The 21,683-nt window shown below is 34.5% G+C and carries 23 protein-coding genes; 19 read left to right on the plus strand and 4 right to left on the minus strand.

Going from position 1 to position 21,683, the window contains the following annotated elements:
* Positions 1-91 precede the first annotated feature (91 nt).
* From LPC20_RS09610 to LPC20_RS09630, 5 genes are all read left to right on the plus strand, one after another.
* The gene (locus LPC20_RS09610) at positions 92-1,063 is read left to right on the plus strand and encodes a D-alanine--D-alanine ligase (protein WP_229324848.1); all 972 of its coding nucleotides are present in this window, start codon (positions 92-94) and stop codon (positions 1,061-1,063) included.
* A gap of 41 nt (positions 1,064-1,104) precedes the next feature.
* Positions 1,105-1,329, plus strand: a complete 225-nt coding sequence (locus LPC20_RS09615; RefSeq protein WP_229324850.1) for a DUF433 domain-containing protein — start codon at positions 1,105-1,107, stop codon at positions 1,327-1,329.
* Positions 1,326-1,667, plus strand: coding sequence for a DUF5615 family PIN-like protein (locus LPC20_RS09620; RefSeq protein WP_229324852.1), 342 nt, complete (start codon positions 1,326-1,328; stop codon positions 1,665-1,667). The genes LPC20_RS09615 and LPC20_RS09620 overlap by 4 nt, the downstream gene beginning before the upstream one ends.
* Before the next feature lie 15 nt (positions 1,668-1,682).
* Complete coding sequence (gene coaD, locus LPC20_RS09625) at positions 1,683-2,138, plus strand: pantetheine-phosphate adenylyltransferase (protein WP_229324854.1); 456 nt, start codon at positions 1,683-1,685, stop codon at positions 2,136-2,138.
* Between the two features lie 63 nt (positions 2,139-2,201).
* A complete protein-coding gene (locus LPC20_RS09630) occupies positions 2,202-2,780 on the plus strand; it encodes a PhnA domain-containing protein (RefSeq protein WP_229324857.1) in 579 nt (192 codons plus the stop codon).
* Positions 2,781-2,970: 190 nt separating this feature from the next.
* On the opposite strand, the gene LPC20_RS09635 is transcribed toward LPC20_RS09630, so the two are convergent.
* Positions 2,971-4,314 carry a DEAD/DEAH box helicase gene (locus tag LPC20_RS09635; RefSeq protein WP_229324859.1) on the minus strand — a complete coding sequence of 448 codons (1,344 nt, stop codon included), beginning with the start codon at positions 4,312-4,314 and terminating at the stop codon, positions 2,971-2,973.
* A 114-nt stretch (positions 4,315-4,428) separates the two neighbouring features.
* Here LPC20_RS09635 and LPC20_RS09640 point away from each other — a divergent pair, with 114 nt between their 5' ends.
* A complete protein-coding gene (locus tag LPC20_RS09640) occupies positions 4,429-6,159 on the plus strand; it encodes a M14 family metallopeptidase (RefSeq protein ID WP_229324861.1) in 1,731 nt (576 codons plus the stop codon).
* Positions 6,160-6,170: 11 nt separating this feature from the next.
* Here the strand turns inward: LPC20_RS09640 and LPC20_RS09645 are convergent, their stop codons facing one another.
* Complete coding sequence (locus LPC20_RS09645) at positions 6,171-6,770, minus strand: NUDIX hydrolase (RefSeq protein ID WP_229324863.1); 600 nt, start codon at positions 6,768-6,770, stop codon at positions 6,171-6,173.
* 7 nt (positions 6,771-6,777) lie between these two features.
* Between LPC20_RS09645 and pyrE the strand changes: the two genes are divergently transcribed.
* Together pyrE and LPC20_RS09655 are read left to right on the plus strand one after the other, a co-directional pair.
* Positions 6,778-7,419, plus strand: a complete 642-nt coding sequence (gene pyrE / locus LPC20_RS09650; RefSeq protein ID WP_229324865.1) for an orotate phosphoribosyltransferase — start codon at positions 6,778-6,780, stop codon at positions 7,417-7,419.
* Positions 7,420-7,436: 17 nt separating this feature from the next.
* Positions 7,437-7,829, plus strand: coding sequence for an SRPBCC family protein (locus tag LPC20_RS09655; protein ID WP_229324876.1), 393 nt, complete (start codon positions 7,437-7,439; stop codon positions 7,827-7,829).
* Positions 7,830-7,880: 51 nt separating this feature from the next.
* Here LPC20_RS09655 and LPC20_RS09660 read toward each other — a convergent pair whose 3' ends face one another.
* Positions 7,881-8,609, minus strand: a complete 729-nt coding sequence (locus tag LPC20_RS09660) for a biotin--[acetyl-CoA-carboxylase] ligase (RefSeq protein ID WP_229324878.1) — start codon at positions 8,607-8,609, stop codon at positions 7,881-7,883.
* A gap of 96 nt (positions 8,610-8,705) precedes the next feature.
* Between LPC20_RS09660 and rsfS the strand changes: the two genes are divergently transcribed.
* From rsfS to LPC20_RS09695, 7 genes are all read left to right on the plus strand, one after another.
* Positions 8,706-9,077 carry a ribosome silencing factor gene (gene rsfS / locus LPC20_RS09665; RefSeq protein ID WP_229324880.1) on the plus strand — a complete coding sequence of 124 codons (372 nt, stop codon included), beginning with the start codon at positions 8,706-8,708 and terminating at the stop codon, positions 9,075-9,077.
* 15 nt (positions 9,078-9,092) lie between these two features.
* Entirely contained in the window at positions 9,093-11,009 is a 1,917-nt protein-coding gene (ftsH, locus tag LPC20_RS09670; protein WP_229324882.1) for an ATP-dependent zinc metalloprotease FtsH, read from the plus strand.
* A gap of 110 nt (positions 11,010-11,119) precedes the next feature.
* Entirely contained in the window at positions 11,120-11,722 is a 603-nt protein-coding gene (locus tag LPC20_RS09675; protein ID WP_229324884.1) for a lactate utilization protein B/C, read from the plus strand.
* Position 11,723: 1 nt separating this feature from the next.
* Entirely contained in the window at positions 11,724-12,614 is an 891-nt protein-coding gene (locus tag LPC20_RS09680; RefSeq protein ID WP_229324886.1) for a phosphatidate cytidylyltransferase, read from the plus strand.
* Positions 12,604-13,257 (plus strand): phosphatidylserine decarboxylase family protein, encoded by a 654-nt coding sequence (locus LPC20_RS09685; RefSeq protein ID WP_229324888.1) that lies wholly within the window; start codon positions 12,604-12,606, stop codon positions 13,255-13,257. Before LPC20_RS09680 ends, LPC20_RS09685 begins: the two co-directional genes overlap by 11 nt.
* On the plus strand, positions 13,257-13,526 hold the full coding sequence (locus tag LPC20_RS09690; RefSeq protein WP_229324890.1) for an acyl-CoA-binding protein: 270 nt from the start codon (positions 13,257-13,259) through the stop codon (positions 13,524-13,526). The genes LPC20_RS09685 and LPC20_RS09690 overlap by 1 nt, the downstream gene beginning before the upstream one ends.
* A 7-nt stretch (positions 13,527-13,533) precedes the next feature.
* A complete protein-coding gene (locus LPC20_RS09695; protein WP_229324893.1) occupies positions 13,534-14,304 on the plus strand; it encodes a superoxide dismutase in 771 nt (256 codons plus the stop codon).
* 10 nt (positions 14,305-14,314) lie between these two features.
* Here the strand turns inward: LPC20_RS09695 and LPC20_RS09700 are convergent, their stop codons facing one another.
* Positions 14,315-16,174: an alpha-amylase family protein gene (locus LPC20_RS09700; protein WP_229324895.1), complete on the minus strand. Its 1,860-nt coding sequence runs from the start codon at positions 16,172-16,174 to the stop codon at positions 14,315-14,317.
* A 223-nt stretch (positions 16,175-16,397) separates the two neighbouring features.
* Between LPC20_RS09700 and LPC20_RS09705 the strand changes: the two genes are divergently transcribed.
* The 4 genes from LPC20_RS09705 (at position 16,398) to LPC20_RS09720 (ending at position 21,481) form a co-directional block, all read left to right on the plus strand.
* Entirely contained in the window at positions 16,398-17,966 is a 1,569-nt protein-coding gene (locus LPC20_RS09705; protein ID WP_229327154.1) for an OstA-like protein, read from the plus strand.
* Between the two features lie 67 nt (positions 17,967-18,033).
* A complete protein-coding gene (locus tag LPC20_RS09710; protein WP_229324897.1) occupies positions 18,034-19,221 on the plus strand; it encodes an aspartate aminotransferase family protein in 1,188 nt (395 codons plus the stop codon).
* Between the two features lie 113 nt (positions 19,222-19,334).
* Positions 19,335-20,729, plus strand: a complete 1,395-nt coding sequence (locus LPC20_RS09715; protein WP_229324899.1) for a tetratricopeptide repeat protein — start codon at positions 19,335-19,337, stop codon at positions 20,727-20,729.
* A 2-nt stretch (positions 20,730-20,731) separates the two neighbouring features.
* Positions 20,732-21,481 carry a shikimate dehydrogenase family protein gene (locus LPC20_RS09720; RefSeq protein WP_229324901.1) on the plus strand — a complete coding sequence of 250 codons (750 nt, stop codon included), beginning with the start codon at positions 20,732-20,734 and terminating at the stop codon, positions 21,479-21,481.
* The last annotated feature ends 202 nt before the right edge of the window (positions 21,482-21,683 follow it).

Below are 21,683 nucleotides of genomic sequence, written 5' to 3' on the forward strand. Positions count from 1 at the left end.
AAAAAAAGGATGCCGTCCCGAAACTTCGGGACCGGGGCTAGGGAAAACCTTCAACAGCTATTGAAAATAAAAAAGACTTAAACCATTCTAAATGAAAAACATTGCCATCATCATGGGCGGCTATTCTAGCGAATATAAAATTTCACTAATTAGCGGAAACGTCGTGTACCAATTCTTAGACAAAACTAAATTCAACGGATTTAGAATCCACATTTTCAAAGAAAAATGGGTCTATGTAGATGCCAATGATTCCGAATTCCCTATTGATAGAAATGATTTTTCAGTAACCGTTGACGGAAAGAAAATCACTTTTGATTGTGTTTTCAATGCCATTCACGGCACTCCAGGCGAAGACGGATTGATGCAAGCCTATTTCGAATTGCTTGGCATTCCACAAACCGCTTGCGATTATTACCAAGCAGCCTTGACTTTCAACAAACGTGATTTACTATCCGTTTTAAAACCCTATGGCATCAAAACGGCTACTTCATATTATTTGAACAAAGGCGATTTAATCGACACGAACGCTATTGTGGAAAAAGTTGGTTTGCCTTGTTTTGTAAAACCCAATAAAGCGGGTTCTAGTTTTGGAATATCCAAAGTAAAAACTGCTGCCGAATTGCCTATTGCCATTGAAGTAGCTTACAAAGAAGACAACGAAATAATCATTGAGAGTTTCTTGGACGGAACTGAGGTTTCTGTGGGAGTTATCAACTATAAAGGCGAAATTACAGTATTGCCAATCACTGAAATTGTTTCTGAAAATGATTTCTTTGATTACGAAGCCAAGTATTTAGGGAAATCACAAGAAATTACACCGGCTCGCATTTCAGATGAAATGACGCAAAAGGTGGGCGAAATTGCCAAACGTGCCTACAAAGCCTTAAAAATGAAAGGATTCTCTCGTTCTGAATTCATCATTGTAGATGGCGAACCGCACATGCTAGAAATGAATACTATTCCAGGTTTAACCACCGAAAGTTTACTGCCACAACAAGCCAAAGAAGCAGGAATTTCATTAGAAGATTTGTTTTCTAATGCGATTGAATTGGCTTTAGCTTAAAAATCAATAATTTAACTAACTTTGTAAAAAAATTAAATAGCATGGTTGATTATAAATCCTATATAGAAATGAATGCTAACGTAAGATTCGGAAAACCAACTATAATCGGTACCCGAATTACGGTTTTTGATATTTTAAGTTGGCTAGCCAATGGAATGACTACAGACGAGATTGTAGAAGATTTTCCAGAATTAAATGAAACTCAAATCAAAGCTTGTCTTGCTTATGCAGCTGACAGAGAACATAAAATTCAAATTGCATCGTGAATTTGTTGTTCGACCAAAATATCTCTTTCCGAATAATAGGGAAAATCAGTTCCTTATTTCCAAAAGCTAAACAAGTTAGGCAATTAGGAATTGAAAATTATTCTGATATTGAGATTTGGAAATTTGCAAAAGAAAACCACTACACTATTGTTACTTTTGATGCCGATTTTTTTGATTTATCAAATTTCAGAGGACATCCGCCCAAAATTATTTGGTTGCGTTTCGGAAACACAAAAACAGATTTTCTTGCAGAAGTAATCAACTCAAAAAGTTCTATTATCCAAGATTTCATTCTATCTGAAGCTTATTCAGCAATTTCTTGCTTAGAAATCAAATAATTATCTCCTACAAAAATGAGAAAAGCTATATTTCCAGGTTCATTTGACCCGATTACCTTAGGTCACGAAGACATCATCAACAGAGCCTTGCCTTTGTTTGATGAAATTGTGATTGCAATTGGAGTCAACGCCGATAAAAAATACATGTTTTCATTAGAAGAAAGAAAACGTTTTATTGAAGAGACTTTCAAAAACGAACCTAAAATTTCGGTGATTACCTACGAAGGTTTGACGATTGATTTGTGTCATAAAATCAATGCTAACTTCATTTTACGCGGTTTGCGTAACCCTGCCGATTTCGAATTTGAAAAAGCCATTGCACACACCAACAGACGTTTATCTAAAATCGAAACTGTCTTTTTATTAACGGCTGCTAAAACTTCGTACATCAGTTCGAGCATTGTTCGTGATGTGATTCGTAATCACGGCGAATACGAGCTATTAGTTCCTGAAGCCGTTCGAGTACTATAGCATTTTATCCTAAATATTTGTGATAAGCGCTATATAGCATTACTTTCGCCAAAAAACAAATTAATGAGTTTAGATAGAGAATTAAACAAACGTAGTGGCGGTCAATGTGAATTGTGTGCTGCTACTGAAAACTTAAAAGTATATACCGTTTTACCTACTCAAAAAGGCGGAATTGACGAAAGCGTTTTTGCATGTGCTACATGTATTGACCAAATTGAAAATCCAGATAATGTTGATTTAAACCACTGGCGTTGTTTGAACGACAGCATGTGGAGCGAACAAACCGCAGTTCAGGTTGTGGCTTGGAGAATGTTAAGCCGTATGCGTGCAGCGGGTTGGCCACAAGAATTATTAGACATGATGTACCTTGACGAAGATACTTTAACTTGGGCGCAAGCCACCGGCGAAGGAGAAGAAGACGAAAACAAAATCATCCACCGCGATAGTAATGGTGTTATTTTGGAACACGGAGATTCTGTAGTTTTAATCAAAGACTTGAAAGTTAAAGGGTCAAGTATGGTGGCTAAACAAGGAACTGCAGTGCGTAACATTCGTTTGGATCACGAAAATGCAGAATACATTGAAGGAAAAGTTGATGGTCAACAAATTGTAATCATCACACAATACGTGAAGAAAATATAATTTTCAATTACAACTAAAACAAAGGGGTTTAAAAATTAAATGTTATGTCATTCCGAATTTATTTCGGAATCTATAAATAATGGTACTATATAGAAGCTGAAACAAGTTCAGCTTGACAAGTTTAGTGTTTTTTTTAAACACCTTTTATTATTTATAATCATACATCGAATATCGTAAATCGTATATCGAATTATTCTTCTTTCTTAATCACTTTTCGAGCGACTTCAATTTTGAACTTCTTCCCTTTCATTTTTTCGTCTCTCACGTTATGAAGTAAATCTTTCACTTTGTTGAATTTGACTGCTGCAAACGAAATGAAATCTTTGACTTCAATCAATCCTAAATCCCCTTTTTCTAATTTCCCTTTTTGAGAAAAGAAACCTACAATATCAATCTTATTCAGTTTGTTTTTCTTTCCACCGCTAATGTAAATCGTTTGGAATTCAGGTGGTTTGGGTAAAACCGAAGCCGAATCTACTTTCAGTACGTCCATACCATAATCCAAATACTCCATTTTTTTCTCTGATTCATGTGCAATAATGTAAGCCGTTCCCGAAGCTTGCATACGAGCCGTACGCCCATTTCGGTGTGTAAATTCGTCTTCTTTCAAAGGCAAATGATAATGGATTACGTGTTTCATCTCTGGAATGTCCAATCCACGTGCCGCTAAATCAGTAGTGATTAAATAGCTCACACTTCCATTTCTAAACTGAATTAAAGCTCGTTCTCGTTCGTCCTGATCCATTCCGCCATGATAGTAAGTCGCATAGATTCCTTTAGTATTTAAAGTGTCGCTAATGCGTTCAGCCGCATCACGATGATTACAAAAAATAATCGCAGCTTGCGATTTCAACGTACATATCAATTGAAACAAAGTATTGATTTTATCTTTCTCTTTAGAAACTACCATTTTCATACTTAAGTTATTCTCCTCTTGTGTTTCGGGAATAAAATCCAAAACCGTAGGATTGACAACTCGAGTGTATTTTGGAATTTCAATATCGGAAGTAGCCGATACCAAAACGCGTTTGTTTAGTTTGGTTAATTTGCCAATGATAAACGACATCTGTTCGTGAAACCCTAATTGTAAGGATTTATCAAATTCATCTAAAATCAAAGTTTGAATTTTATCCACTCGGAAAGTACCTCGGTCAATATGATCAGCGATTCGACCTGGAGTTCCAATCAGCACCGCTGGCGGATTACTTAAGTTTTTGATTTCTGTATCAATAGAGTGACCACCATAACAGGTATTTACTTTATAATCCGTACCCATTTTTTTCCAAACCTGTTCTATTTGCAAACCCAACTCACGAGAAGGAACTAAAATTAAACATTGCACTGAAAGAATTTCGGGTTGTAATAATTCGAAAATTGGCAATAAAAAAGCCAATGTTTTTCCGGAACCCGTTGGCGAAAGCAATAAAACATTGTTATCGTTTAGAATAGCGTCTTGGGCTACTTCTTGCATTTCATTTAGACTTTCAATGCCTAAATTAAAAAGGATATTGTTAGAATGGTGTTTTGTATTCATGGCGCAAAGATAGTGCTTTGGTTTGCGAATAAGAAAACCCAAGTCTTTATTTGATTCTTTTTCACTGATAATTTAAAAAAAAGCTACATTTGATTTTTATAAAAACTACCAAAAATGAGATTTCTAACGATACTTTTATTCCTGTGTTCCTTGACTATTTTGGCACAAAAACAAACGAAATACGATACTTTTTTTGAAAAAGGAAACGGCAATCAATCGGCAACTTACCAAGAGACAATTGCTTATTTTCAATTATTGGCAAATGATTTTGAAACCATCGATATAAAAACAATGGGCTTAACCGACAGTGGCGAACCTTTGCACATGGTTACCTTCAATTCGGATGCCACTTTTGACTTTGAGACTATTCAAAAAAACAAAGCCGTAGTATTAATCAACAACGGAATCCACGCAGGCGAACCTGACGGAATTGATGCTTCGATGCAGTTTTTTAGAGATTTGGCTTTAGGCAAAATAAAAGCGCCTAAAAACACTGTAATCGTGTGTATTCCGGTTTACAATATTGGCGGTGCATTGAACCGAAACAGTTCCACCAGAGCCAATCAAAACGGACCAGAAGAATATGGTTTTAGAGGTAATGCTCGTAATTATGATTTGAATCGGGATTTCATTAAATCGGATACGAGAAATACTAAAAGTTTTGTGGAAATTTTCCATACCACTAATCCAGATGTGTTTATTGACAACCACGTGAGTAATGGTTCAGATTACCAATACAAACTGACTTACATCATGACCGAACCGAGTAAATTAGGTTCTGTTTTAGGTTCGTATTTAAGAAAAGAAATGATGCCCAGCTTGGTTTCGGATTTACAAAAGAAAAAAATCGAAACGACTCCTTATGTCAATACCTTTCACGAAACACCTGACCAAGGATTTGCTCAATTTTTTGACAGTCCGCGCTACACAACTGGCTATACTTCCCTATTCAATTCCATTGGATTTGTAGTAGAAACGCATATGCTAAAAAAATACGCAGATCGTGTCAAAGTCACCTACGAATTCATGAAATCTACTTTAGAATTCACCGATGCAAATTATTCCAAAATAAAGCAGATTAGAAAAGACAACGAAGCGCAATTTCAACCCAACAAAAACTACACTTTACAGTGGGAAGTGGACAAAAATATTCAAGAACCCTTCACTTTTTTAGGCTATGAAGCGGGTTATAAAAAAAGTGAAGCCACTACAGGCAAACGTTTGTATTACGACCGAAGCAAACCCTTCAAAAAAGAAGTACCTTTCTTTCCGCAATACAAGTCAGTCAAAGACATAACCATTCCAAAAGCTTATGTCATTCCGCGTGGTTTTTGGACTTTGATTGAACTTATGAAAAGTAATGGAGTTGTATGTCAAACTATTCAAAAAGATACGATTATTGAAGTAGAAAGTTACCGAATTATTGATTTCAAAACTACAACTTCGGCTTACGAAGGACATTACAATCACCGAAACACAGTGGTCAACTCAAAGACCGAAAAAAGAGCTTTCGCAAAAGGAGATTATATTATTCCAACCCAACAAAAAGGCATTAAATACATTTTGGAAACATTAGAGCCAGAAGCCGTTGATTCGTATTTCAATTGGAATTTCTTCGATCCCATTTTACAACAAAAAGAAGGCTATTCCGATTATGTATTTGAAGATACTGCAGCACAATTGTTAAAAGACAATCCGAAATTAAAAAGTGATTTGGAGGCAAAAAAACAAAAGGAACCCGAATTCCTGAACAATCCTAAAGCGCAATTGGATTGGATTTACAAGCAATCTATGTATTACGAAAAAGCGCATTTGAACTATCCTGTGTTCAGAATAACTAAATAAAAAAAGCTCCTTTACGGGAGCTTTTCTTCTTCAAATAATAATTTGATATTTTCATAGGAGTTCTTCAAAGCCTCTTTAATTTGTATTGGACTCAACCAAGCTACTTTTTCAATTCCTTCTTCGGCTTGGCCCACCAATGTCCCATCATAATCAGAAGTCATTTCAAACCAATGCGTGATTTTAAGTCGGTACTTGCCGTTGCGTTTAAAAACATGATAGGTTTTCTGAAGCTTTTTAGTCACTTTAAGTTTTCCAACTCCTGTTTCTTCTTCGACTTCGCGCATAGCAGTGTCCTCAATTTCTTCTCCTTTATTTGTTCCGCCTTTAGGCAAATCCCACTTTCCATTTCTAAAAATAAAAAGCACCTCCCCTTTTTTATTGTAAACCAAGCCACCACCCGCTTTATTTACAGGTATTTTTTCTTTTAAAGTTTTCAAAATTTCCTTTTCATCGGGATGATACAAATAGGCTTTTTGAATTTTATTTTGAAATATTTTTACAATAAGCTGTTCGATGTCAATACTTTCTAACAAAAACAATTGGAAATCGGTCTCCTTAGAGATATGATTTGTTAAAAAAAGTGGTTTGTCGTTCACAAAAACTTTATACATTTGCACTATGATTTTTAATAAAGAAACAGCCGAAAAAACAGCCGAATTGCTTTTGCAAATAAATGCAATTAAATTGAATCCAAAAAATCCATTCACTTGGGCTTCTGGATGGAAATCGCCAATCTATTGCGACAACCGCTTAATCCTTTCATTTCCAGCCATCCGAAATTATGTTCGCGATGAGTTTGCCAAAAATATTGAAAAACAATTTGGTAAACCCGACGTAATTGCAGGAGTAGCAACTGGAGCTATTGGAATTGGTATTCTTGTTGCAGAAAGTATGGGATTGCCTTTTGTATATGTTCGTCCTGAACCAAAAAAGCACGGAAGACAAAACCAAGTAGAAGGTTTTTTACAAAAAGGTCAAAATGTGGTTGTGGTAGAAGACTTAATTAGTACTGGAAACAGTAGCTTACTTGCTGTTGAAGCTTTAAAAGAAGCGGGAGCTAATATCAAAGGAATGGCTGCAATTTTTACTTATGGGTTTGATGTTGCTGAACAAAATTTCAAAAATGCCAATGTAGAGCTTTACACTTTAAGTAATTATAAAAACTTATTGAACTTGGCTGTTGCCAAAACCTATATCACTGAAGAAGAAGAACAAACTTTGAGCGAATGGAACGTGAATCCTTCGACTTGGAATGTATAATTTGAAATAAAAAATAGATGAATTTAGAAAGCCCAAAAGTTAGCGTTCAAAAATCAGCTCAAAATCTATTTGATTTGTTGTCTGATGTAAAAAACTTTGAACAATTAATGCCTGAAAATATTGCAAAATTTGAAGTGATTGGCGCTGATGCTTTTATTTTTGGTTTAAAAGGAATGCCTGAAATCAAATTAGTCATTAAAGAAAAAGTAGCTCCAAATAAACTCGTTTTAGGTGCAGCAAGTGACAAACTACCTTTTACTTTAACAGCTTCAATTGACGCTGTTAGTGATACTAGTTCAGACATAAAATTAGATTTCGAAGGGGATTTCAACCCAATGATGGCAATGATGATTAAAGGTCCTATCCAAAAATTCATTGAAACTTTGGCAGAGAATATGCACAAACTATAATATCAATTTATTATAAAAAAGGGCTGTAATTGAAATTACAGCCCTTTTTTATTAGTATAACATTTGAATTTCTTTAATGTCGAATTCGGAAACCGAATCATCCTCTAACAAAACTTGCAACTTCCCAATTGGAGATATACCTTGGATAATTCCCATGAATTTTTCCTCTTTTTGATTCGTAAACGGCATTGGAATATCTTTTTTATATAAACAGTCTACAAATTGTTGACGTAACGAAGCTGGATTTTGTTTACTCTCTTTCACATTGGCTTTAAGTTGAGTTACAATAGCTGAAAGCAACTCCTCTTTGTCCAACTCTTGACCTGTTATTACTGCCAAAGAAGACGCTTTGGGTAATCCCTCAAAATTAGTTTGGTTCACATTTAATCCTAAACCTACAATTGAATGTATAGAACCGTCACTTTTAATGCTATTTTCAATCAATATTCCACTAATTTTTTTATTGGCTGACAGAATGTCGTTTGGCCATTTGATACTCAAATCAGGAATGTTATTCTTTTTAAGAGTTGTAATAACAGCTAAAGATACGGCTATATTTAAATTGAAAATTTCATTGATTTCAATTAAAAAGTCTTTAACTAATACACTCATTATTAGATTTTTACCCACTTCTGAATTCCAAACAGCTCCCATTTGCCCCTTACCTTTGGTTTGGTTTTCAGCAGTAACAACTGTAAAGTTTTCTGGATCTTGTTGAGCTGATATACCCTTAAGAAAATCATTAGTAGAATCTATGGCATCGAGTTTGATTAGTTTCATTTAACTTTATTTATAATACAGAACTTAATATTCTGTTAATGGTTCAAAAATAATCACAAAAAATGGTAACTTTACCAACTTATATTAAAATAATTTATGGCGAAAAAGACTATAAATAATGATGCACTTATTGCAAACATTATCAAAGGAATCGAAGAGGTAAAAGGAAATGATGTTGATATCCTTGATTTAAGAGAAATAGATACCGCAGTTTGCGACTATTTTATTATCTGCAATGGAACTTCAAATACTCAGGTTAATGCAATTGTAAGTTCTATCCAAAAAACAGTTTCAAAAGAATTGAAAGACAAGCCTTGGCATGTTGAAGGAACAGACAATGCAGAATGGGTTTTGATGGACTATGTGAATGTGGTGGTGCATGTTTTCCAAAAACACATCCGTGAATATTACAATATTGAAAGCCTTTGGGGAGATGCAAAAATCACTACAATCGAAAACAAATACTAAAGAAATACACTAGTAATGGCGAATAATAATCCAAATAAATTTAAAGTTAGTCCTTGGTTAGTTTACGCAGGAATTCTTCTAATTTTTCTTTTCATCAGTTTTGCAACTGGAGGAAGTAATTTCGAAGAACCAGCACAATTAACATCGTCTAAATTCAACAATTTCCTAGAAAAGGGTCAGGTTGAAAAAGTGATTGTATACAATAAAAGTGAAGCAGAAGTCTATTTAACAGCTGCTTCTTTGAAAGATAAAACACATGCAAAAGTTGCCAAAGATGTTTTTGATCGTCCTAACGCAGGACCCCATTATACTTTAGAAATTGGAAACGATCAAATTTTTCAAAATAAATTAGAGAAAGCTGTTGGAGAAGGAAAGTTAAAAGATTTTAACTTCTTGCAAAAAAGCAATTGGACGGACATTTTTGTTAGTTTGTTACCAATAATAATCATCATAGCCGTTTGGATATTCATCATGAGAAGAATGTCAGGTGGCGGTGGCGGTGGCGGTGGCCAAATATTCAATATTGGCAAATCGAAAGCCAAACTATTTGACGAAAAAACAGATATCAAAACAACATTTAAAGATGTTGCTGGTTTAGAAGGGGCTAAAGAAGAGATTCAAGAAATTGTTGAATTCTTAAAAAACCCTGAAAAATACACTAATTTAGGAGGTAAAATCCCAAAAGGAGCGCTATTAGTAGGACCTCCAGGAACAGGTAAAACCTTATTGGCTAAAGCTGTAGCTGGTGAAGCTCAGGTGCCTTTCTTTTCATTATCAGGTTCTGATTTTGTTGAAATGTTTGTAGGGGTTGGAGCTTCTCGTGTAAGAGATTTGTTCAAACAAGCTAAAGAAAAATCGCCAGCTATTATCTTCATTGATGAGATCGATGCGGTAGGTAGAGCGAGAGGTAAAAATAATATGTCAGGTGGTAATGACGAACGTGAGAATACCTTGAATCAGTTGTTAACTGAGATGGATGGTTTTGGAACGAATTCGAATGTTATTGTACTAGCAGCTACCAACCGTGCTGACGTTTTAGACAAAGCGTTAATGCGTGCTGGACGTTTTGATAGACAAATTTTTGTAGACTTACCAGACATTCGCGAACGCGGAGAAATATTTAAAGTGCATTTAGCTCCTTTGAAAAAAGTAGAAGGATTAGACGTAGACTTTTTAGCAAAACAAACTCCTGGTTTCTCTGGCGCAGATATTGCTAATGTTTGTAATGAAGCGGCTTTGATTGCAGCAAGAAATAACAAAACTGCTGTTGACAAACAAGATTTCTTAGACGCCGTTGATAGAATCATAGGTGGTTTAGAAAAGAAAAATAAAATTGTAACTCCTGAGGAGAAAAAAGCAATTGCTATTCACGAAGCAGGTCACGCAACTGTAAGTTGGATGCTAGAACATGCTGCTCCGCTTATCAAAGTAACAATTGTACCAAGAGGACAAAGTTTAGGTGCTGCCTGGTATCTTCCTGAAGAACGTTTAATCGTTCGTCCAGATCAAATGTTAGACGAAATGTGTGCTACCATGGGCGGAAGAGCAGCTGAAAAGGTGATTTTTAACAGAATTTCTACAGGTGCATTGAGTGATTTAGAAAAAGTGACTCGTCAAGCGAGAGCTATGGTAACTGTTTATGGTTTGAATGAAAAAATTGGAAATGTTACCTATTACGATTCTTCTGGACAAAGTGAATACAGTTTTTCTAAGCCGTATTCTGATGAAACTGCCAAAGTAATTGATGAGGAAATCTCAGCATTAATCGAAGGTCAATACCAAAGAGCAATTCAAATATTAGAAGAAAACAAAGAGAAACTAAACCAATTAGCTGATATTCTAATCGAAAAAGAAGTTATTTTTAAAGATGATTTGGAAGCTATTTTTGGTAAACGAAGTTTTGATGCAAACCTAGAGGAAGTAGTTTCTTAAATTAACTAATTTCAATTATTTAGAAAATCTTAATTCAAAAATAACTTTTGAATTAAGATTTTTTTATCTTTGAACGTTTTCTATACTATTTTAGTAGTTCAAATACGGATATGAGTCTTTTTAAAAAATTTTTTGGTTCTAATAATCCTTCCTCAGATGAGGATAAAGACAACGAACAAAGTCAATTTTTACCTGAAGTAACTTTGGCTGTTGACGAGGCATTTATCTACCATTTCAAAAAAAATGGAGGGAAATTTATTTATTGCGAAAATAAGTCAGAAGTATCTGAACAGTTTGAAAATATTCTTGAAGAGAATGATTGGTATGAAAATGAAGTATTGTGTTTTGATACTAATTTATTCCACCTTTTAGAAGAAAACAAATTACCTTTCGAAAACCCTGCTAACCCAACATTTTTACTTGCTAGCTGTGAAAATTTAATCGCTGATGAAGGTTCTATATTATTTTCATCAAAGCAAATTAAACAACTAAAACCGGATGTTTTGCCTTTAAACATTATTGTAATTGCAACTACTAGCCAAATTCTTGGTACTAAAAGTGATGGTTTAAGTGCTATAAAAAAGAAATACGAAAGAGACTACCCTACCAATATAACAACCATAAAATACTTCGAAAAAGCTAAGGAAGAAGACTTTACACAATATGGAAGTTCAGCTAAGAATCTATATCTATTGCTTCTAGAAGATCTTTAAAATGAATGAAACGCTTAAAAGAGGATTATCAGGTGTAGTTTACATCACTCTATTATTATCCTCAATCCTTTACTCTACAGAAAGTTTCATTTTGTTATTTGGAATTTTTTTGGTTATTGCAACCTATGAATTTTGTAGTTTGGTAAAGCTTCAAAACATAATTCCAATATCTTTTGTAACAATTGCATATTCTGTAATCAGTTTATTAAGTTACTACAAAAATCAAACTGACGAATACCTTTCGTATGTACTAGAAAAACCAATACATCTGGGCGTAAATATTGATCGATTGAATATCAGTTTACTTATTATTAGCTTATTAGTATTTACAAAATGTTTGTTTTTCTTGTTTGATAATAAAGTTCAAACCGTATCGGTTATTTGGAAGTACTTGTATTTATTGGGCTATATTTTAATGCCTTTTATATTTATAGTGAAGATATCTTTTGGAATTATTGATTACAATCCAAAAATTATTATTGGTTTGTTTATTTTGATTTGGACTAATGATACCTTTGCGTACTTGGTTGGTAAATCAATTGGCAAGCATAAATTATATGAAAGAATATCTCCTAAGAAAACAATTGAAGGTTTTCTTGGCGGGGTAGTCTTTGCCGTTTTTGCAGGTTATTTGATTTCAAAACTATACATCAAACCAAATCCTGATTTTAGCGATACTTCGATATTAATTTGGACAATTATTGCATTGATTGTTGGTGTATTTGGAACTATTGGCGACTTAATTGAATCCAAATTCAAACGAATTGCAGAAGTTAAAGACAGTGGAAAAATAATGCCTGGTCATGGAGGCATACTAGATCGTCTAGATAGTGTTATATTTGTAGCACCAATTGTATATTTATTTTATCAAATTTTATCATATGTTTCATAAAGAAGGTACTCCCTCTATTTTATTAGGTATATTCGTTACCGCCATTGTTTTACTCGTAAGTGACAATTTAATTGACACCAACTGGATTAAGATGACTATCCAACTCATCACACTACTTTTTTTAATCATCATTCTTCAATTCTTTAGAAATCCAAAACGTACTTTTATCTTAAACGAAGATCAAATTTTATCTCCTGTAGATGGAAAAGTGGTAGTTATTGAAGAAGTTTATGAAGCCGAATATTTCAAAGACAAACGTTTACAAGTTTCTATTTTCATGTCACCAATCAATGTGCATGTTACCCGTTACCCAATGGGAGGTAAAATCAATTTTAGTAAATACCACCCTGGTAAATTTTTGGTGGCTTGGCACCCAAAAGCGAGTGAAGAAAATGAAAGAACTACCATTGTAGTTGAAAATAAATCATTTGGAGAAGTATTGTACAGACAAATTGCGGGTGCTTTAGCCAAACGTATTGTGAACTACGCCGAAGAAGGAATGCAAGTAATTCAAGGAACTGATGCTGGTTTTATTAAATTTGGTTCAAGAGTAGATTTATTTTTACCTTTGGGAACGCCAATAAATGTAGTGTTAAACCAAAAAGCAATTGGAGGAAAAACCATTATTGCAACTAAAGCATAATGATTCAAAATGATTTAGAAAAACGTTTTGAAGAGGCGGTTAATGCTGCCTCAAAAATGACGCAAGCTTCTTTGCCACAAGATGTACAATTGCGTTTGTATGCGTTTTATAAACAAGCCACATTTGGTTCGGCAGAATACAATCAATCTGATAATTTTGATTTAAGAAATGCGTTTAAAACTAATGCATGGATGCAAATTAGTCATTTATCTGTAGAGGAAGCAAAAGAACAATATATAGCCATCATAAATTCTTTATTGAAAAAATAATCAAGTCATGAAAAAGCACTTTTTAAAAGTATCTTATGTAGTATTCTTTTTTATTTTATTCTCTTGTAATAAGAAAAAACTAACTGAAGTAGTAGAAGTTCCTTTGCCAAGTGCAACAGAAAAAATAACGATGGGTGTTCCTGATGATGTTGTTGCTGATGATGGATCTTTCCAATTGGAAAAGCTTAACTATGGTTACGATGCAATGGCCCCTCACCTTTCTGCCATGACCTTAGAAAATCATTATTCAAAACATTATCTTTCTTACACCAATAAATTAAACGAAGCCATTGCAGGTACTAATTTAGAAAATCTAACCATTGAAGAGGTTTTAAATCAATTAGACACCAATAATGAAGAACAAAAAAACAATGCAGGTGGGTATTATAACCACTCTTTGTATTTTAAGATACTAGGAGCCAAATCAGCAGGAAAACCAAAAGATTCTTTAGCAACAGCAATAGAAAAAGATTTTGAATCATTCGATAATTTTGTTACTCAATTCAAAGGTGAAGCAACTAAATTGTTTGGCTCGGGTTGGGTTTGGTTGATTGTAGACCGTTCTGGAAAATTACAAATCACAAGTACAGCTAACCAAGATAACCCTTTAATGAGAAATGCTAAAGTACAAGGTAAACCTATTTTAGCTTTAGATGTTTGGGAACACGCCTATTACTTGGACTACCAATACAAAAGAAAAAACTACATTGATGCTTTCTTTACTATAATCAATTGGAGAAAAGTGGAAGAAAATTATGAAGAAGCTATTGCACAATAGCAAATTAATTTTACTTTAATTCATAGATAAAAGATTCCGAAGGTTTCATCTCTATTTTTGCTTTTCCTTGACCATTAATTACTTTTAAAGTGGATTTACTTTGATACAATTGATCAACAATAGTGTATCTACCATCTTTCAAATTCCATTGGTGAATAATCTCTTTAGGAATGATTAATTCAAATTGGCTCGCTTTGGATGTCGAAAAATTAGCAATTATAATCAATTTTTGAGTATCTGACCATCGTACAAACGAATACATTTCGGGTAAATATCCTTTTTTACTAGTAGTATTAGCGGAGTGAATTTCTTGAAATTGGTCCATCAAAGCTGAACTTTTCAAACTAAAATTCAATACTTTTTTATAGAAATCACGCAATTCTTTTTCAGATTTAGACAATTGGCCGCCGTCAAATTTCCCGTCATTCATCCAGCGTTGGTGATTAGGAACTCCAACATAATCAAAGATGGATGTTCTAGAATGAGAACCGAAACCTCCATTTTCATTTCCTGCCTCGCCTACTTCTTGTCCGAAATAAATCATAGTTGGAGAAGTACTAATAGTAGCAGAAACCACCATTAGCGGTTTTCCGTTTTCTGCTGAACCTGCAAATTCAGGACTTGCTAATCGTTGCTCGTCGTGATTGTCCAAGAAATGCAGCATATGATGATCAATGTCAGCCAATCCCTTTTGAATATTGGTAATCGGATCCGTTTGACTTTTGCCTTGTACAATTTCTTTCAACTTGTCGTACAATTCGACTTTGTCATATAAATAATCCATTTTGCCAAAATGAATGTAATTTCTATATTCATTTGGATTATAAACCTCTGCTAATAAAAACGCATCAGGTCTTTGTACTTTAATAGCTGAATTCATATAACTCCAAAACTCATAGGGCACCATTTCGGCCATATCATAGCGAAAACCATCAACTCCTTTTGCCAACCAATATTCGGCAATAGCGCGAAATTTTTTCCAAGAATTGGGTACTTCTTTGTCTTTCCAAAAAGCAAAATGATCTTCACACGATTTAGTTTCAAAACTAGCAGGAAGTGTTGGGAAATCTTTTGTACCGTCAGGGCGAATTCCGTAGTTGACTTTAACCGTTTCGTACCAATCGTTTTTGTCTGGTTTTGCTAAACGTGAGCCATTTCCAGTCCATTTAGCCGGAAATTCATCAAATTTCCCATCAATTAATGGATTGTTTTCTCCATTCAAAGGAGTAATTCCGTCAGGTATTTGAAAACTAGTATTAGGAATATAATAGAAATTATTGTCTTTATGGTATTCAACCGTTACATCATCATCAGCACCAAAATCGCTAACACCTATTGGATTATTCTTTCCTTCGTATTTTCTAGCAACGTGATTCGGAACAATATCGATAATCAACTTTAACCCCGCTTTGTGAGTACGTGCAATCAGGGCTTCAAATTCTTGCAAACGATTCGCTGGATTCACTGCCAAATCGGGATTTACATTGTAATAATCCTTAACAGCATAAGGAGAACCCGCTCTCCCTTTTACCACTTCAGGATCATCATTAGCTATTCCGAATTGTGTATAATCTCTAATCACTGTATGGTGTGGCACTCCCGTGTACCAAACATGACTTACCCCTAAATCTTTGATTTCTTGTAATGCTTTGTCTGTAAAATCATTAAACTTCCCTACCCCATTTTGTTCTATGGTTCCCCAAGGCGCATTAGTAGTATTGGTATTTCCAAACAACCTTGTAAATACTTGATATACTACAAGCTTTTGTTTGGAATTTGATGTATTTATTTGTTTCTTTTTGTCTGTATTTGATTGTGCAACAGTTGATAAAGTAATCAGACAAGCAACGGAAAGTAAAAATGATTTCATACTATTCTAAATGGTAATTAGCAACAAATATAAATTATTTTAAGGCATTGACAAGGTTTGTGAATTACTGCTGACATAAACTCATCAAATGCTTTATAATTATTTCTTAAATACCCTTGCTCTTCATACAATTTGATTAATTTTATACCCAAAATTATTCATCTTGAAAAAATTTCGATTAGCACTCTATTTTGTTTTGTCACTTGTCCTTGCTCCAAAAGTAATGGGACAGGTACCTAAAAAAATCATAGTAGAACATTCTGATTTTGCCGATGTAAACCAGGTAGAAATACCAGATGCTTTTTTACTTACTGGTAATGTTCGTGTCAATCATGACGGAGTAGTTTTAACCTGTAACAAAGCCTACTATTTTCAAAAAGAAAACTATATCAAAGCTTTCGGAAACGTACAGTTAGTTCAAGGCGACACACTCTTCCTAAATAGTAAATATGCCGAATACAGTGGAAATGTAAAAAAAGCATTTGCAACAGGTGATGCCGTAATGAGTTCTCCTGAGGCGACTTTGGTAACAGATACGATCAACTTTGACCGAAACACACAAGAAGTTTTTTACAACACCAAAGGAACGATTACCAACTTACAAAACACCTTAATCAGTAAGTCGGGAAAATACTATGTTCCTGAGAAAAAATTCCAATTCCTAACCGAAGTCACAATTACCAATCCTACTTACGTTATCAAGTCCAATCATTTGGATTATTACAGTAATTCAGGTCACTCCTACTTATTAGGTCCGTCTACTATTACAAGTAAAGCCAACTACATTTATACGGAAAAAGGATTTTACGATACCAAGAAAAACAAAGCACATTTCCTGAACAAATCGTATATCAAATACGATGACCGAATCATTCGGGGTGATAGTTTGTATTACGACAGAAATAAAGAATTTGCTTCGGCTTCGCGAAATGTTAAGATTACGGATTCCATCAATCGTGGCATTGTCAAAGGGCATTATGCCGAAATGTACAAGAAAAAAGATTCTCTTTTTGTAACCAAAAGAGCCGTTGCTATTAACTTTGTCGAAAATGACTCGGTGTATATTCATGGGAAAAAATTAATGGTAACAGGAAAAGAAGGAGACCGAATCATTCGCGCCTTCAATAATGTGCGCTTTTTCAAAAAAGATATGAGTGGCAAATGTGATTCGATTCATTCGAGTTCCAAAATAGCGCTGACCAAATTAATTGGAAATCCCATTCTATGGAACGGAGAGAGTCAAATTACGGGAGATATTATGCATCTCATTGGCAACAACACTTCGCAAAAATTAGACTCGCTCAAAGTATTGAACAACGCCTTTCTCATCTCAAAAGATACTCTTGGAACAGGCTACAATCAAATTAAAGGACAGAATCTCTTTGGCAAATTTGAAGAAGGAAAACTGCACGATGTAGATATCATCAAAAACACCGAAGTCATTTATTATATGCGAAATAAGGCTCAGGAACTCATTGGCATCAACAAAAATAAAAGCAGTAAAATCAATATTTTATTCAATAAAAATGAGGTAGATGAAATTACCTTTTTTAAGCAAGTGGATGGCGATTTATTTCCTGAAAAAGACTTGCCAGAAAACGACAGAAAGTTAAAAGGATTTATTTGGCGTGGCGACGAACGGATTCTATCCAAAGACGATATATTTCCTCCCGAAGAAAATAAGGATAATGAAAAAATAGCCAAACAAGCTAAAGCACAAAAAGACAAGAAAAATGTCCCGATGAAAGTGCGAAAAGAAACTTTGGATTACGATAAAAAGAAGAAGAAATAGCGGTTGAAATAGCAATCGCAAAAATCAATTGCAATATCAATTTTAAGAGCAATTAAATCATATTAAAGTGAACAACGATTTTATACAATACCAAGCACAAACCTCTCCTTATCCTTTAGGAATGGAGGTGTCACATGCTATAGGATCGTACATTTACGATACAAACAACAATCGTTATTTGGATTTTGTAGCGGGAGTTTCTGCTTGTTCATTAGGACACCAACATCCAAGAGTAAATCAAGCCATTAAAGACCAACTGGATTTGTATTCGCACGTGATGGTCTATGGCGAATATTCGCTAAGTCCGGCGGTGGAATACTGCAAATTGATGGCTTCGCTCCTGCCCGCTCCTTTAGACAAAACCTATTTAGTCAATTCAGGTACCGAGGCAATTGAAGGAGCCTTAAAATTAGCCCGACGCGTTACAGGACGTAGCCAATTAATTTCGTGTCATAATGCCTATCATGGCAACACCATGGGTTCCTTGAGTGTCATGGGATTTGAAGAACGCAAACAAGTCTTTCGTCCTTTAATTCCAGATGTCGAATTCATCACTTTCAATAACGAAGCTGATTTAGAAAAAATCACCACCAAAACTGCGGGAATCTTACTCGAAACTATTCAAGGTGGCGCAGGATTTATCCAACCTGAAAATGGTTTTCTGAAAAAAGTGCGTCAACGTTGCGACGAAGTCGGTGCCATGATGATTTTGGACGAAATTCAACCTGGTTTTGGTCGAACTGGAAAACTTTTTGGTTTCCAAAATTACGATGTTGTTCCTGACATTGTAGTCATGGGTAAAGGAATGGGCGGCGGAATGCCTGTTGGAGCTTTTACCGCTTCGGCTACTAAAATGGATTTGTTAAGTCACAATCCGAAATTAGGACACATTACTACTTTTGGCGGACATCCTGTCATAGCGGCAGCTTGTTTAGCGACCTTGAAAGAAATAACTGAGACTACACTCATGTCCGATGCTTTAGCTAAAGAAAAACTCTTCCGTGAACTATTGGTACATCCTTTGATAGAGGAAGTCAGAGGAAAAGGATTAATGTTGGCCGCAATGACAAAAAATGCCGATATTACCAACGAAGTAATTTTGAAATGTCAAGACAGAGGGTTGATTTTATTCTGGTTGCTTTTTGAAGCATGTGCTATTCGAATTACACCGCCACTTACTATTTCAGAAGAAGAAATCAGAGAAGGTTGCGCCATTTTACTAGAAGTAATGGACGAAGTCGCTCAAAAAGTATAGCTGATTTCAACTCGGTTTTTGTTAATTAAATTGTTCACAACAATTCTTGCTTTTTCTCAAGAGACGATTCTATTTTCCTAATTTTATTTAGGCCAAAATCAAAAACAAAAAGCATGCAATTAAGCAACGAAGAAGAAGATTACAACTTATCTCTTTCCAAATTTGAGTCGATGTTAAAGACCAATAAAGTCTTATTTTTTGACTCCGAAGAATTTGAAGAAATTATCCTTCACTATATCGATTCGGGAAAAACTTCTTTGGCTAAAAAAGCTTTAAAGTTAGCTTTGGAACAACACCCGAAATCTACAGGTTTAAAATTGGTTCAAGTTGAAATGTTGGTTTATGAAGACCAATTGGATTTGGCAGATAAAATGCTAAATGAGTTGTATGCCATTGAGCCTAATAACGAAGAAATTTACATTCAGAAAGCCAATATCTGTTCCAAAAGAGATCAACACGAAAAAGCGGTTGAACTTTTAAAAATTGCCTTACAATATACTGATGATTTCGCCGATGTCTATAACTTAATTGGGATGGAATACCTTTTTATGGACAATTTAGAAATGGCAAAAGACAGTTTTATCAAATGTTTGGAAGAGGATTTAGAAGATCAATCTGCCTTGTATAACGTGGTATATTGTTTTGAATTTTTAGACCAAAACAAAGAAGCCATCGCCTATTTGAATCAATACATCGATAAAAACCCATATAGCGAAATTGCTTGGCATCAAGTTGGTCGCTTACACTATGGATTAAAAGAATACGAAGAAGCATTGCGTGCTTTTAATTATGCTACTTTAATTGACGACGAATTCATGGGTGCTTTTATGGAAAAAGCCAAAGCATTGGAGCGCTTAAAAATGTATGCTGAAGCTATTGAAAGCTATGAAAGAACTATTGAATTAGACGACGCTACTTCATATGCTTTGCTTCGCATTGGAAAATGCCACGAACGACTAGGGAATACTGCTTTAGCAATCAAATACTACAATCAAACGGTTCACGAAGACCCGCTTTTAGATAAAGGTTGGATTGCAATCACGGACTTTTACGTTCGCGAAAAAAACTTCCAAAAGGCTTTGTTTTACGTTAATAAAGCATTGGCAATTGACAATCAAAATCAAATGTATTGGAAGCGTTATGCTACCATCAACAAGCAAATGAATTTCTTTGAAGAAGCTGAATTTGGATACCGTAAAGCGGTAGAATTTGGCGACTACCAATTAGATACTTGGTTGTTTTGGGTAGATATTTTGCAGTTTTTAGGAGAATTTGATAGTGCCATTCAAACCTTATTGCAAGCTACTGAATATTTCCCTGAAGAAAACGAAATTGAATACCGTTTGGCAGGTTTGTATTTCATGATACAAGATAAAACCAAAGCAAAATTTCATTTGAGCAATGGTTTGCGTTTGAACTTTGATAATTACATCCTTATGGAAGAATTATTTCCAATGATTTGGGAAGAAAAAACGGTTCAAAACTACATTGCAAAACATAAGAAATAAAGATGACGCCACCTATCAAAAAACGTTTTGGTTTACTGGGACGGAACATCAACTATTCGTTTTCCAAAGGCTATTTTACGGAGAAATTTGAGAATGAAAAATTAGTAGGATACACTTACGAAAATTTTGACATTCCAACTATTGAATCTTTTTGGGACGTAATCAAAAATAATGACCCCTTAAGCGGAATTAATGTTACTATTCCTTACAAAGAAGAGGTAATTCCATTCTTGGATAAATTATCGAAAAAAGCAACCAAAATTGGCGCAGTTAACACTATTAAATTTACTAAAAAAGGCAAACTAAAAGGGTACAATACTGATTATTACGGCTTTCAAAAATCCTTAGAACCATTATTAGAATCCCACCACAAGAAAGCTTTAATTCTTGGTACTGGCGGCGCTTCAAAAGGAGTAGCTTTTGCTTTAGAAGAATTAGGAATTGAGTATGCTTTTGTTTCAAGACAAGCTAGCGAAACTGTTTTGGGTTACAACCAAATAACAGACTTAGTTTTTGAAGAATACCAAATTGTAATTAACTCCACCCCAGTAGGCACAAGTCCTAATACCGAAGCCTATCCTGAAATACCTTACGAGTTTTTTACAAAAAAACACATTGCTTACGACTTGATTTACAATCCTGCCGAAACACAATTTTTGAAAAAAGCACAAAACCAAGGTGCTACAACTAAAAACGGATTGGATATGCTTATTTTTCAAGCAGAAAAGGCATGGAAGATTTGGAATAAATAAAAAACTATTCCTTTTTAATTTCTCAGTTAAATTCCAGTAAATTAATTTCTCATAGTGCTTCATTCAATTCACATGAATAGAATTAACCTATTCTAAAAACATCTTTATTTTAACGTAAAACGATGATAAATAAGGGATTTATTTTGCAATTCCAGTCGGGTTTACTATCTTTCGACTTGAATAATTAGGAACCTTACACATT

The organism is Flavobacterium ammonificans, from assembly GCF_020886115.1.
Lineage (GTDB): Bacteria > Bacteroidota > Bacteroidia > Flavobacteriales > Flavobacteriaceae > Flavobacterium > Flavobacterium ammonificans.